Annotated in this window: 17 protein-coding genes; 1 reads left to right on the top strand and 16 read right to left on the bottom strand. The window is 46.7% G+C overall.

The features are described from left to right. Window positions 1-173 precede the first annotated feature (173 nt). From BLS69_RS04730 to BLS69_RS04695, 8 genes are all read right to left on the bottom strand, one after another. Complete coding sequence (locus tag BLS69_RS04730; RefSeq protein ID WP_036607626.1) at window positions 174-1151, bottom strand: biotin--[acetyl-CoA-carboxylase] ligase; 978 nt, start codon at window positions 1149-1151, stop codon at window positions 174-176. After that, the gene (locus BLS69_RS04725; protein ID WP_256332225.1) at window positions 1138-2436 is read right to left on the bottom strand and encodes a CCA tRNA nucleotidyltransferase; all 1299 of its coding nucleotides are present in this window, start codon (window positions 2434-2436) and stop codon (window positions 1138-1140) included. The genes BLS69_RS04730 and BLS69_RS04725 overlap by 14 nt, the downstream gene beginning before the upstream one ends. A 63-nt stretch (window positions 2437-2499) precedes the next feature. Next, window positions 2500-3660 carry an N-acetyl-alpha-D-glucosaminyl L-malate synthase BshA gene (gene bshA / locus BLS69_RS04720; protein WP_091028971.1) on the bottom strand — a complete coding sequence of 387 codons (1161 nt, stop codon included), beginning with the start codon at window positions 3658-3660 and terminating at the stop codon, window positions 2500-2502. A gap of 99 nt (window positions 3661-3759) precedes the next feature. Next, window positions 3760-4458 (bottom strand): bacillithiol biosynthesis deacetylase BshB1, encoded by a 699-nt coding sequence (bshB1, locus tag BLS69_RS04715; protein ID WP_091028969.1) that lies wholly within the window; start codon window positions 4456-4458, stop codon window positions 3760-3762. Further along, window positions 4455-4895, bottom strand: coding sequence for a methylglyoxal synthase (gene mgsA / locus BLS69_RS04710; protein WP_091028967.1), 441 nt, complete (start codon window positions 4893-4895; stop codon window positions 4455-4457). The genes bshB1 and mgsA overlap by 4 nt, the downstream gene beginning before the upstream one ends. 11 nt (window positions 4896-4906) lie before the next feature. Beyond that, on the bottom strand, window positions 4907-5710 hold the full coding sequence (dapB, locus tag BLS69_RS04705; RefSeq protein WP_017687734.1) for a 4-hydroxy-tetrahydrodipicolinate reductase: 804 nt from the start codon (window positions 5708-5710) through the stop codon (window positions 4907-4909). An 80-nt stretch (window positions 5711-5790) separates the two neighbouring features. Beyond that, window positions 5791-6315 (bottom strand): tetratricopeptide repeat protein, encoded by a 525-nt coding sequence (locus BLS69_RS04700; protein WP_091028965.1) that lies wholly within the window; start codon window positions 6313-6315, stop codon window positions 5791-5793. A 50-nt stretch (window positions 6316-6365) separates the two neighbouring features. Further along, window positions 6366-6695 (bottom strand): nucleotide pyrophosphohydrolase, encoded by a 330-nt coding sequence (locus BLS69_RS04695; RefSeq protein WP_017687732.1) that lies wholly within the window; start codon window positions 6693-6695, stop codon window positions 6366-6368. Between the two features lie 172 nt (window positions 6696-6867). On the opposite strand from BLS69_RS04695, the gene BLS69_RS04690 reads away from it, so the two are divergent. After that, the gene (locus BLS69_RS04690) at window positions 6868-7737 is read left to right on the top strand and encodes a YitT family protein (protein ID WP_036607636.1); all 870 of its coding nucleotides are present in this window, start codon (window positions 6868-6870) and stop codon (window positions 7735-7737) included. Window positions 7738-7860: 123 nt separating this feature from the next. Here the strand turns inward: BLS69_RS04690 and BLS69_RS04685 are convergent, their stop codons facing one another. The 8 genes from BLS69_RS04685 to BLS69_RS04650 all read right to left on the bottom strand — a co-directional run bounded on the left by BLS69_RS04685 (window position 7861) and on the right by BLS69_RS04650 (window position 13147). Next, window positions 7861-8730 carry a sporulation protein YpjB gene (locus BLS69_RS04685; protein WP_176872578.1) on the bottom strand — a complete coding sequence of 290 codons (870 nt, stop codon included), beginning with the start codon at window positions 8728-8730 and terminating at the stop codon, window positions 7861-7863. A gap of 66 nt (window positions 8731-8796) precedes the next feature. Next, the gene (locus BLS69_RS04680; protein WP_091028961.1) at window positions 8797-9423 is read right to left on the bottom strand and encodes a DUF1405 domain-containing protein; all 627 of its coding nucleotides are present in this window, start codon (window positions 9421-9423) and stop codon (window positions 8797-8799) included. A gap of 111 nt (window positions 9424-9534) precedes the next feature. Further along, entirely contained in the window at window positions 9535-10419 is an 885-nt protein-coding gene (locus BLS69_RS04675; RefSeq protein ID WP_091018012.1) for a menaquinol-cytochrome c reductase cytochrome b/c subunit, read from the bottom strand. A 21-nt stretch (window positions 10420-10440) separates the two neighbouring features. Next, entirely contained in the window at window positions 10441-11112 is a 672-nt protein-coding gene (qcrB, locus tag BLS69_RS04670; RefSeq protein ID WP_017687726.1) for a menaquinol-cytochrome c reductase cytochrome b subunit, read from the bottom strand. A 15-nt stretch (window positions 11113-11127) separates the two neighbouring features. Next, the gene (locus BLS69_RS04665; protein ID WP_017687725.1) at window positions 11128-11670 is read right to left on the bottom strand and encodes a QcrA and Rieske domain-containing protein; all 543 of its coding nucleotides are present in this window, start codon (window positions 11668-11670) and stop codon (window positions 11128-11130) included. A 192-nt stretch (window positions 11671-11862) separates the two neighbouring features. Then, complete coding sequence (locus tag BLS69_RS04660) at window positions 11863-12285, bottom strand: DUF2487 family protein (RefSeq protein WP_091028959.1); 423 nt, start codon at window positions 12283-12285, stop codon at window positions 11863-11865. A 152-nt stretch (window positions 12286-12437) separates the two neighbouring features. After that, on the bottom strand, window positions 12438-12617 hold the full coding sequence (locus BLS69_RS04655; RefSeq protein WP_017687723.1) for an IDEAL domain-containing protein: 180 nt from the start codon (window positions 12615-12617) through the stop codon (window positions 12438-12440). 23 nt (window positions 12618-12640) lie between these two features. Further along, entirely contained in the window at window positions 12641-13147 is a 507-nt protein-coding gene (locus tag BLS69_RS04650; RefSeq protein ID WP_091028957.1) for a gamma carbonic anhydrase family protein, read from the bottom strand. Window positions 13148-13180 lie beyond the last annotated feature (33 nt).

Genomic DNA, 13180 nt, shown 5'->3' with positions numbered 1-13180 from the left:
CTTGCACTGCGGTCTGCTTGTATAAAACACATCAAAGCAGAACAAAGGTTACTGTTACGGGAGTGCAATTCGGTCTGCATTAGCCGATATCGCCTCACGAACACAGTATACCAAAGTTCTGCTCAAACTTCACGTCTTATGTTCATTTTACCAGTGAAAATTCGACAAATTGTTCATGATTTCCAGGAAATCTCACCAGAGATGATTAGTGTATGTTCTCCATCGTGCTTCTCCACGATAAGTGCTCCAGAAGGGTCAAGACCGATTGCCTTCCCTTCAATGACACCATGAGGATTAGTCACTGTAATCTCTCGATTCATTGATACGGACAGGGCCTCCCATAGGGCTGAGATTACGCCAAATCCTTCTTTTTGATACAAATAATACAACTGTTCAAGCTCCGTCAGAATGGCAGCCGTTAGTTTGGTACGATCAACGGATTGACCCGTCTCCATCTTGAGCGAAGTAGCGATTGTGGTCAGATCTTCCGGATAATCCTCTGGATCAAAATTCACGTCAACGCCTATACCTGCAATACAATATCTGACTTCATGATCTTCCACCGTGGATTCAAGCAATATGCCGCATACCTTGCGCCCATCAATCAATAAATCATTTGGCCATTTGATGCCTGCATCAGCTCCTGAACAAGCTCGAACGGCACGACATACAGCCACTCCTGTTAATAAAGTTAGCTGCGGCGTATGCTGAAGTGGTAGATCAGGGCGTAACAGGACACTCATCCAGATTCCTTTACCCGGAGGAGAGAACCACTGTCGACCGAAACGTCCTCTTCCTCCTGTTTGTTCTTCCGCAATGACCACAGCACCTTCTGCCTGCCCTTTCTCAGCTAGCTTGAGAACATCCCCTTGCGTAGACAGGGTCGAAGTCAACAAAACAGCCTTACGGCCAAATACGGTTGTATTCAGTGCCAATTGGAGGGCAGTAGCGTCAATGCTATCCGGCTTCGTTACCAGACGGTATCCTTTGCGGGATACCGCTTCAAACTCATAACCCATGTCTCGTAACTTGTTCACATGTTTCCACACAGCGGTCCGACTGATGGACAGATTGCGGCTGATCTCTTCACCCGATACGAATCGTCCTTCTGCATTTAATAACATATGTAACAGATCTTCATGTTTGGTCATCTTGAACCACCCGCTTCACTTCTGCACTTAGTGCTTCATGCTGATTCGCTATCGTTCCAATCGCTGTTTCTCGTAACAAATGTTTCATCAGTTGACCCAGCCAAGGCCCGCCTTTGCGCTGCACCATTTGTAACACTTGTTCCCCTGTGATATCCAGCTCTTTTAAGTCATGCACAGGGATCGATTGACTCCATTGGGCTGCAAGTTCTTGAACCAAAACAACCTGCGTTTCTGCCTGTTCGGATTGATTCCGCCATCCTGCTGGCAGTGTAGACTGTATTTGAAGCCAATCATCCGCCGCCTGAACACCACAAGCCAGAACAGTAACGATCCAATCGGAACGGAGACTGACCGTATCCTTCTGCTCCTGAACGGAAGTATGAATCAACTGTTCCACCTGAAGGACCCCTGTTATTCGAGAGCGATGTTCATTGGAGAATGTCCACTGACGTAATAATACATCTGCTTCATCCTTACTATAACCGCCAGCAATCAGAATGAGTGACCAACGAAGCAACACATGCTGACCTGACAATTGTTCCAGATTGGATAACAACGTCTTGTTAAAACGCGCCGAACTAACTGGCGCTTTGATGTGCGCAAGCGCATCACTTCTGAATAACAGCTCCAATCCTCTTAGAGGATGCGGTCCCAACATCATTTTTACCATCTCGGTGCGTACTCGTTCCATTGCTATATGTTGAAGCAGGTCTTTCTGCCTTACAAGACCCTTCCACGTGTTATGGGCAATTTTGAAATCAAATACGGAAGCAAACCGGACACAGCGGAGCATCCGCAGTGCATCTTCACCAAATCGTTCCATCGCAGAACCCACACATCTGACTCGCTCTTCCTTGATATCTGCCTGTCCACCAAACGGGTCAACGATTGTCCCAGTGACGTCCATAGCAAGAGCATTCATCGTGAAGTCACGCCGTTGTAAGTCTTCCTTGATATCCTGAACAAATTGAACCGCAGCAGGTCTGCGGTTATCTTGATATTCGGATTCTGTTCGAAAGGTGGTCACTTCAAAATAATAACCGCCTGAACGAACGGTAACCGTACCGTGTTGCAAACCTGTAGGAATACAATCGTCAAACAGTTCCATGACTTGCTGAGGAGAAGCAGATGTCGTGATATCCATATCGTCTACAACTCGTTCCAGCAATTCGTCACGAACGCAACCACCTACCCAATATGCCTTGTAGCCATGTTTGTTTAATGTTGTGAGTACATTCTCACTTTGAATTGCCATTTCACGATCTACCTGTGTCCATTGAACCACCACACATCACCTCTTCTCTTGCCTGTTGTGGTATGCACAGTATAATTTCGTCAGACAAATTGATTAACCGCAAACCGGCTTCAAGTTCGGAACTTCCCTTCCCAGCACCCGGTAATAAATCTGTTCATATTCATGCCGAATGGCATCATTGCAAAAGTCGTGATGTGCGCGTTGAAGACACGCTTCCCTGAACTCCGCAGCCAAACGATCATCTGTTAACAAACGGATTGTGTTCTCGGCCATGGATTGTGTATCCCCGATCGCGGATAAGAATCCCGTCTTACCGTGTAATACCAGTTCCGGAATTCCTCCGGCCTGTGAACCGATCGTGGGTACGCCACAAGCCATTGCTTCGAGCGCCACAAGTCCGAAACTTTCCTTCTCCGATGGAAGCATCAACACGTCTGCCATGGAAATGACCTGAGCAATGTCATCCTGTTTGCCAAGGAAATGAACTTTATCATTCAACCCGAGATCATTAATTTTCCATTGCATCTTCGGCAAATCAGGTCCTTCACCAACAAATAACAGTTTGGCAGGAACCTGCTCCTGTACCTGACGGAAGACCTCTACCACATCCTGAGTTCTCTTCACCGGTCGGAAATTGGAGATGTGCATTAATATTTTTTCGTTGGGCGCAGCGAAGTCTCTTCGCAGACTGGCAGCATCCCGCGGATAATATATTCGTTTATCAATAAAATTATAGGTTAGATCGATTGGGCGCTGAATATCCAGCAGTTCGACCGTTTCTCGAATCAAATCTTGTGATACGGCAGTAACCGCGTCACTTTCATTAATGGCTAGACGGATCAGATCCTTCAGAGATTCATCCTGAGCCAGAACCGTAATATCCGTTCCATGTAACGTGGTAACCACTTTAAGGCCGTCTCCTACCATCTGTTTCGCAAGAAAAGCACATACTGCGTGTGGCACGGCATAGTGAACATGCAGCAGATCGAGCTGCTGTGACTTAGCCACCTGAGCCATCTTTGTTGCCAGTGACAGGTCATACGGAGGGTAACGGAAAACATAATAATCATTTACTTCAACTTCGTGATAAAAAATATTTTTCTGGAACGTACCCAGTCTGAACGGGATACTGTTGGCAATAAAATGAACCTGATGCCCCTGTTCGGCAAGTAATTTGCCCAGCTCCGTTGCGACAACGCCAGACCCGCCGAGGGACGGATAACAGGTGATGCCGATTTTTAGCTTTTTATCCATCCTGTGGACGCTCCTTTGATCTCCCGCTTCATGCAGGTTGATATAATGCAATGGAATAATGAAACCCTTCGTTTCATTAAACGTAAAATGTGAAATCGTTTATTGGGCACCCGAGCCAAATTGATGAACCACGTAAGGTGTAATTGTAGCAAAACCTTCTGCAAACGGGATGAGACTGCGTTGTCCGAGCAAGGAATCACGGGCTCTTACACGTTCGATATACCCTTGATTCAATGGCGTCGAGACCGCTCCGTCTCCCAGTTCGAATTGGGAACGATAAGAGAGCAATGAGGCTTCTTTTTGCTCATAGTGTTCCGTAATATCGACAATCAAATCCGTAGGCCCGATGTCATTAATAAAGTAAAAATAAAGTTCCTTCACCTGCACGGCAGGCATGTCCGGCATATAGTTGCGAAGCTTGGCGTTAAATACAGCCTCCTGCACAAGCTTACTGCAATTGACGTGATCCGGATGACGATCTTCCCAATACGGAGCAAACACCATCCGAGGGGCATGACGCCGTATCTCAGCCGTCACCGCCTGTACATGGTCAGGCGTAAGATACAAGCCACGATCAGGAAGCCCCAGATTCGTTCGACACGAAAGACCGAGGACGCGGGAGGCTTGCTCCGCTTCCTCGGTTCTGCGCTCTACTGTTCCGTTGGAAGACATCTCAGCACGAGTCAGATCACACACGCCTACTTTCAAGCCAGCAGCGGTATGTTTGGCAATCGTTCCACCCATACCAATCTCCGCATCGTCTGCATGTGCTCCAAAGATGAGAATATCCAGACTCATTCGGTATCACCCGAATTCAATCCAGCCTCCGGCTTGTATTTATGTACCAGCTCTCTCCAGGCAAAATCACCACGATCCAGAGCCTTAACCAGAATCTCAGCGGTTGCGATATTGGTGGCAAGTGGAATTCCCTGCACATCACAAAGACGCAGCAACGCATTAATATCCGGCTCGTGAGGTTGTGCCATCAGTGGATCACGCAAGAAAATAATCAGATCCATCTCATTTTGCGCAACCAAAGCTCCAATCTGCTGATCTCCGCCCAGTGGGCCTGATTCGAATCGATGAATCTTCAGCGACGTTCCTTCCATAATACGAAGGCCTGTTGTTCCTGTAGAATATAATTGATGGTCCGTAAAAACAGGCTCATATGCCGTCACGAAGTTAACCATCTCTTCTTTTTTACGATCATGGGCGATAAATGCTATTTTCAACATGACAATCTCCTTTAGTCGATAAAGTGGTCAAATCCGTAGATCATTCCTGTATATTCCATAACCTTTTGCACACCAATCTTAACACCAGGCATATAACCTGCGCGCTCGTAGGAGTCATGCCGAATTTTGAGTGACTGTCCATAGTCTCCGAAAACAACTTCCTGCTGCGCGAATACGCCAGGCAATCGTACACTGTGAATTCGGAAGCCGTTGTAATAACCGCCGCGTGATCCTTCAATGGTTTCTTCCTCATTCGGGTTACCCTGACGAAGTTCTTCCCGATTGGCAGCAATCAGTTCAGCAGTTTTGATCGCTGTTCCAGAAGGAGCATCCAGCTTCTGATCCCCGTGATATTCGATAATCTCCACATTTGGCATATGTTTGGCAGCCTGTGCTGCGAATCGCATCATCAAAATGGCACCGATCGAGAAGTTAGGGGCAATAAGCCCTCCAATTCCTTTGTCCTGGCATTGCTTGTCCAACTGTTCAATCTGCTCCGGCGTAAAGCCGGTAACACCCATGACAGGTCTGACTCCATGACGGATCGCGATCTCGGTATGTGTAAAAGCATATTGCGGCACTGTAAAATCAACCATAACCTGCGGTTTTGTTTCGGCAAAAGCCATTTCGATATCATCAGTCACCAGCACCCCACACTCTGGCAAACCAACAAGGGTTCCTGCATCCGTGCCTGCTCCGGAGCGGTTGACAGCCGCTGCAAGCTCCAATTCCGGGTCCTGAAGTACCAATTTCACAACTTCACGGCCCATACGGCCAGCCGCTCCGATCACGGCAACTCTGATTACTTCACTCATATTGACTGCATCTCCTCGCTATGTTGGATCATATCGTAGAATCCATTTCAACTCGAAAGAAATCTTTGTAAAATGAATTCTTATTGAATGGATTTCATACGTTGCTTGATTTCCTGTAACATCTGATGCAGTTGCCCATTCTGCGGGTCCAGCAAAATTGCCTCACGCAGCGCCTGAATTGCATAGTCAAATTCATTCAAATCACTGTAAGCCAGGGCAAGCATAACATGAGCTTCCACTGAGAGCGGATCAAGTTTGACCGCTTCTTGCAGAAGCGTAGACGCTTCCACATACCGCTCCTGTGTTGCAATACCCGCCTGCTCCAACAGTAACTTCGCTCTGGAGGTCAACTCTTTTGCTTCCAACGTCTGCAGATGCAAGATATACTCTTCTGTTCCTGGCGACAATTCAACCGCCTTACGTGCATATTCAAGCGCTGGAACCAGATGTTTGCTGCGGGCGTGTGTAATGGAACAGCGATAATATAACTCCGCATGTTTTGGATGAGCGTGAATGGCTGACTCGAACCAACGAATCGCCTGCTCAAAATCATTTTGCAATATACAGCGGTAAGCCTGCTGCATATATTCTTCCGGTTTCATCATTAAGCTGACCCTCCCCGATCGGGTGATGGTACAGCATATGTAATCTACGCCTAATCGGTGTTTTTGGGAGTCCACCGATTGGCATCGCGGGTGTTAAATTTATGCATGACTTTATCGTGCGCCTCAGCCAGATCAATTCCCAGTGAGTTCGCAAAACAAATCGTGATAAATAAAATATCTCCAAGCTCAAGTTCAATGGAATTGGCTGCTTCGGAAGATTTCTTCGGCTTTTCGCCGAACTCATGATTCACTTCCCTTGCAAGCTCCCCAACCTCTTCAGACATCCGGGCCAACATGGCCAGAGGACTGAAATACCCCTCCTTGAACTGGGAGATATACTGATCAACCTCACGCTGCATTTCTGCGATGCTTTTCTCCATGAGAACGGATTCTCCTTTAGAAATGATGTCGTATTTGTTCCTAATAATATCAGTTATTTAGATTCACTTCCACCATCATCAGCGACAAATCATTTTTAAAGAATCAATAAACAGGTATACTAGATGGGAATGATTGCTTCTTCATTCTAATTTATCTACAGCGAGGGATCTTATGAGCACTGCCAAAACCTGGATTCAAGTTAAACTGGTTCTTCCCATCGTGCTGGGTACAGCCTTATATGCCTTTGGGCTCCTCTATTTCATAATCCCCAACCAGCTTATGGAAGGTGGCCTCACCGGGGTTACGGTGCTGATCAATTACGCTTTTGGCATCTCACCTTCACTTACAACCTTAATTCTGAATGTTCCTCTCTTTCTGATCGGGCTCAAAATTTTGGGCGGCAGACAGATGATCTATACGGGTATCGGAATCGGGGCACTGACCGTTTTTCTATGGTTGTTTGAGAAGTTGATTCATCTGGGGTGGATTGAACCATTACATACCGAGAATGACCTCCTGCTCGCAGCCCTATATGCAGGTGTCACCCTAGGAGCCGGCCTTGGCATTGTATTTCGTTGGGGCGGAACGACGGGCGGTTCGGACATCATTGCCCGTATTCTCAACCGCAAGTATGGATGGAGTATGGGCCGAGTATTACTGGGCATCGACTTCGTCATTATCGGGCTCTCTCTCATCTACATCCCCAAAGAAAAAATTCTGTATACGCTCGTAGCTGTATTCATAGCCTCCAAAGTCATCGACTTTATTCAGGAAGGTGCATATTCTGCCCGGGCATTTATGATCATTAGTGACCATGCACCCGAGATTGCCGACCAGATCACACGGGATATGGATCGTGGAGTTACCCTTATTCCAGCCATTGGCGCGTACTCTAAACAGGCCAAACACATGGCCTACTGCGTGATCTCCAGGCAAGAGTTCAGGCGACTGCAGACGATTGTACGTTCCATTGACCCCAGAGCATTTGTCATCATCAGCGATGTTCACGATGTACATGGAGAAGGTTTCAAAGAAAGTTGATTCACTATACAGAAACTACAAGAAAACCTCTTTTCGCATGAAGAGCCGTTAAAGTGGCTGTTTATGTGAAAAGAGGTCTTTTTTTATATACCACATATAGACCAGGATCAAATTCATATTCAATTAGCGCCGAAAAGGAAAAATCCCCTGCTGCTGCGCACGATATTTACGATATCCGGCGTAACTTAACGTCGCCACAATGACCGAACTAATGAGCAGCCCGGCTGCCCTGCGATCAGGACCCTGTACAAACGGTACAAAGGCACTCTCGTCCTTCTCGCGACCAAACAACTGGTTCACCAGTTCCTCCCCATGGCCCACCATGTTCTTTAATTGAGCCAGATCAGGTTGCTTGGCAGCGGTAAGCCCTTTGGTATGAGATAACCAGGCGTCCATCTGAGCAATCTCATACGGTTCACGGCGAATCAGCGCGGCAGGACGAATCGTCTCATAATGCTCCTCCAGAACGGTGTAGCGGTTTGCAAGTACGGCCGCAGTTTGCCCTTGATTTGTAGCAGCGGATAAAGCGTCCAGATCGTTTTTCACGATTTTATAATACTGAAGCCATAAAGGCTTGGTTGGATTCGCGAGACTATCGGCTGCAAGTCTGAGCTTGGCAGAGGACTGCTGAAGAGAAGCATCGTCATTTTTCACCTTCACAACGGCTTGTTTCACTTCAACAATGGTTTCGGACAAGGCGTGAATGCCCTCAACCGTTGTTTGTCCCTCAAAGGAGATATGCTCCAGACTTTTACTGATACGCAGAATGCTTCCGCGCACTTCTTCAATATTATTCTCGAGCGCCTGACGATACAATATGGCTGCTTCCTCATTCAGTTGTGCAATTGAATTGCTTGTGGACACTTGTTGATCTGAATTCGAATTCAATGCTTCACTTTGCGCGAATACACGATATGCTAAGTTCGTCCAAAGCAGCAGAGCTATGAACGATACCACCAATAAGCCAGTTTTGATCCCAAACGTTCTCTTCATGGACATCCCTCCCACCACCAATGTATGGCGGGGGACAGTCCGTTAGAACAAGCTCAAGATCGGATATCAGGTTCGTCTCGCTTGTCTTAAGGCCAACCATGCGCACAGAATGCTTACCAGTGTCAGTCCGAATGTGAAATTACGCACACCATCTACATGATCATAGAGGGAAGCGGGTAACCAAGGGTAAATATCATATGTATAATCCATCGTATCGTTTAACAACGTCCAGAGACCTGCAACGACAAGGGAAGCCCAGCGGAAGCCGAAAAAACGTACATAAATAAGAGCTTCAATGGCCATTGCACTATGCGAAGCAATCAACATCCAATCTTGCCAGTGCTGTGTACCGCCTTGCATCCATCCAGCGAATATAATGGACACGGCCCACAAGCCATATTTCACAGATGTGACTACGGCAAGCGCCTGAATCACATGTCCGATCCGTTTGATAATGATGGACCGAGGTGGGTACAAAACCCATAACAACGCTAAAGTAAAAAACAAACTCGCTGTTGGACTATCTGGCACAAATACGATCTGCCACACCGGCTGCTCAGCCAGCGTCAATTTCATTTGCTCTCCATACCAGATGTATCCGTATACCGTTCCTACCGCATTACACCAAAATAATAGCCACAGGAAATAACGATTGGTCAGAAATTCCCTACTCCAGAAATACGATAAAGCCACATTCCCTGCCCCTTCCTTCATCATATATTGTGGACGATACAGTGCTGTCCAAAAAAACACTTCAAAAAACCTGACCGCATAAACGATCAGGTTTCATTGGTTATTTCGATTTTACTGTTCTGCTTTCTGTTTCGCAAGCCATTCGGTCAGATGAGTGATCTCTTCATCTGTGACGCCTTGAGCAATCGCTTGATCGTACATCGCAGGCATCTCGTTATAACCTTCTTTAATAATGGTCAGAATCTCTTCCTGGCTGTGCTTGTCACCCACGCCCCGAAGTGACGGTCCACTTGCACCCTTCATATCAGCCGCATGGCAACCGATACATCCAGCCTTTTTGTACGTTTCCATTGCAGGATCATCCTGTTCCACGATCGCAACTTCCTCTTGCTGTCCAGGTGCATTGGAAACGGGTGGGAGCCCCTGTTCACGCCTCTCCAGCGCTTCTTCTTCACGTTGAATATGTTCAGGCTTCTGTCCACTTGCTTCCAACTCATGCTCGTAGTGCGTCCACGCTACATTTGTCAGGTAGAATACAGAAATGACCGACAAAATCATCAGTGATGAAGCAATTGGGCGTTTATAGAAACGCCGCTCCTTGCCTGTATCCAGGAATGGTGCCAGCAGCAAAGCTCCAAAAGCGACTCCGCTGACCCCCAGTACCCCGAGCAGAACGTAATCGCCCGATGCGTATGGATACTTCAAGTACTGATACAGAAAAAGGAAGTACCAATCCGGCATAGGAATTACGGATGCGCTCGGATTGGCCGGATACCCCAAAGGTGCAGGTTCTGAGATCGTTAGTACCAGAATCCCCACCAATACAACGACACCAACCATCCATTCTTTCAGCAGGAAGTTGGGAATAAAGGCTTCGGATTTTCCAGGATACGCCGTGTAATCAGGCGGGGTAATGAAGCCCGCCCCTTTACGGACCCGTGAATCACCGACAAAGATAACCTTTTCCTCATCATCCTTCTTATGTCCGTGAGCCATTGCGATTCCTCCCTTCTCAGTTTATAGTGGTCCCGAAATGCCCTGTCTGCGGATCATGATAAAGTGTCCGACCAGAAGCACCAGAAGCACAGCGGGGAGGAAGAATACATGCAGGGCAAAGAATCGGGTTAGTGTCTGTGCACCGACAATCGTACCGCCTTGCAGGAATTCTTTAATAATCGGTCCCAGCCAAGGAACCGTATTGGCAATCTCCAGTGTTACTTTTGTTGCAAAATAGGCTTTGTTATCCCATGGCAACAAGTACCCTGTCAGCCCCAGGCCCAACATGACGAAAAAGATCAGCATGCCGACAACCCAGTTCATTTCACGCGGTGCCTTGTAAGAGCCTGTAAAGAACACACGCATCGTATGTAAGAACATCATTACGATAACCAGACTGGCTCCCCAGTGGTGCATGCCGCGAACAATTTGGCCGAAGGCTACTTTGGTCTGCAGGTACTCCACACTTGCGTAGGCATTGATAATATCAGGTACATAATACATGGTCAGGAACATGCCTGACAGAATCTGAATAACAGTAATAAAGAACGTCAATCCACCAAAGCAGTACACGAATGCGGAAAAGTGATGAGCCGGATTTACATGCTCTGGAACTTCATGATCCGCAACGTCCCGCCAGATTGGCGTGATGTCGAGACGCTCGTCAATCCAGTCATAGACATTTTTAAACATCTGCGTTCACGCCTCCTAATTCACTCGGGTGTTCGGAACAATGTCGCCCAGATATACCCAACCCTGCTCTTCCTTGACTACGTACTCATCCAGCGGTTTGGGGGCTACGGCAAGATTCTTCCCTTCCTTGTCATAGTGCGCGCCATGGCAGGGGCAATGATACTCGTCAGGGTATTGCTTGTCACTATTCCAGCCTACTGTACATCCCAGATGTTTACAGATAGGTGAGAGTGCATAAATTTTGCCCTGCTCGTCTTTGCGAATCCACGCCACTAACGATGCATTACTCAGATACCAACCATCCTGTTGTTTAAGTTCAAAGGTGAATTCTTGAGGCTCATTCGTAATTTTGCTGATTTCAGCTACTTTGACAGAGGTGCCTTCTCCCTTATGTTGCAAAATCGGGTCCACCGCAAAACGGACCATAGGAAGGATTGCACCGGCGGCCATGTAGGCTGTAGCTCCACCAAGCGTGTACGTCAAAAACTGCCTGCGTGACATCTCCATGCGGCTTGGCAATTTCAATGAAGCTTCGTGGTGGTCATGCTCACTGCTCATACTGTCTCCAACCCCCTTTTTCAGCCAACTCTCTCAAACGTTTTCATTTTCATAAATTCCACGACTTACTAGAACATACATAATCATATAGTAGCCCTAGAACACCGTCAAGAATTTGTCACACATTTTTAAGGTTCAATTGTAAGCGTTATTAAAAAATTGTTGGTAAATTGTCACATTTGTCGCCAAAAACTATTTTTTCCACAACTCTCGTATCTTTTCCCCTATAAATCTCGCAATCCCCTCTTCTCCGACCTCATGAGTTAACACGGACCGACTCAAAATCAGATCAGCAGATGGAATGTCCACGCCATCCAAATGACCATCTGATGACATAATAACCACATATTTGAATCCTGAGGATTTAAGCTGTGCGGACAAGGAATTTAATGTCATTGACAATTCCGAATTAGCATAATGAAAGGCTGGATAAGTCATGATTCTCCCTTTGAAAGGAATTTCGACCAGATCCAGAAAATCACGCAGCCGCTCCAATGCCTCGGTAGCTTCAACTGGCGACTGCTTACCGCTAAGAGCTGTGTATGGAATAAGGCATGTATCCAGATAGAGTTGCAGTTCAGCCCAGCTGTCTTGAGTCATCTCACTGAATTTCAATTCCCTATATCCCCTCTCTATCCATTTTATTCCCATATTATATATGACCATATCTTATAAATCCAGACATTCATTTCAGAATTACACATATCAAAAAAGGAAATACGCCTCTGCGCATTCCCTTTTATCTCAGCAAGGATATATTTTGCCTATCAGTTTATGGTCCTCAGTTCATCCGTCAGACTCCGGAAAGCTACTTCGTCTCCGGTAGCTAACGCTTTATCGATTTCCAAATAGAGCTTCTCGCTGCGCTGTTTGCGAAGCGCTTCGTCCCACACCATCTCAGCTGCCAGCCCCAACATGACTTCATACGTAACTTTCATTTTATCCAATAGGATGCACCTCCAAAACGGATTTAAGAGCTCCTATATTCTTTTCCTTTGGTAACATAACCCAGTGAAGTTCTGGACATCCGCTCCAGATCGGCATCTGTCAGCTCACGTATCACTTTGGCAGGTGTCCCCAAAGCAAGAGTATAGGGCGGAATCTTACTATTCTCAGTAACAACAGAACCGGCTCCAATCAGCGTATATTCGCCAATGTCGGCTCCATTCAGCAGAATGGCTCCCATGCCGATTAATGATCCTGTTCCAATACAACAACCATGAATGATCGCTGTATGTCCTACTGAAACATCATCTCCCACAATCAAAGGTTGATCAGTATTGACATGCCCGACAACGTTATCTTGAATATTACAGCGCTTTCCAATGATAATAGGAGCCAAATCAGCCCGCAGGACTGCATTGAACCAGACGGAAGACTCTTCTCCCATTCTCAAATCACCGATCAGTTTTGCACCCTCAGCCATATATACCGAAGAGTGTAACTGAGGTTGTAAACCTTTGTATGGAATTATCATTATTATTATCACTCCTTAATTTGGGAGTGATTT

It is taken from the genome of Paenibacillus sp. CF095 (assembly GCF_900101225.1).
Lineage (GTDB): Bacteria > Bacillota > Bacilli > Paenibacillales > Paenibacillaceae > Paenibacillus.
Note: the sequence above shows the minus strand (reverse complement) of the source record. Positions and strands in the feature narration are given on the sequence as shown.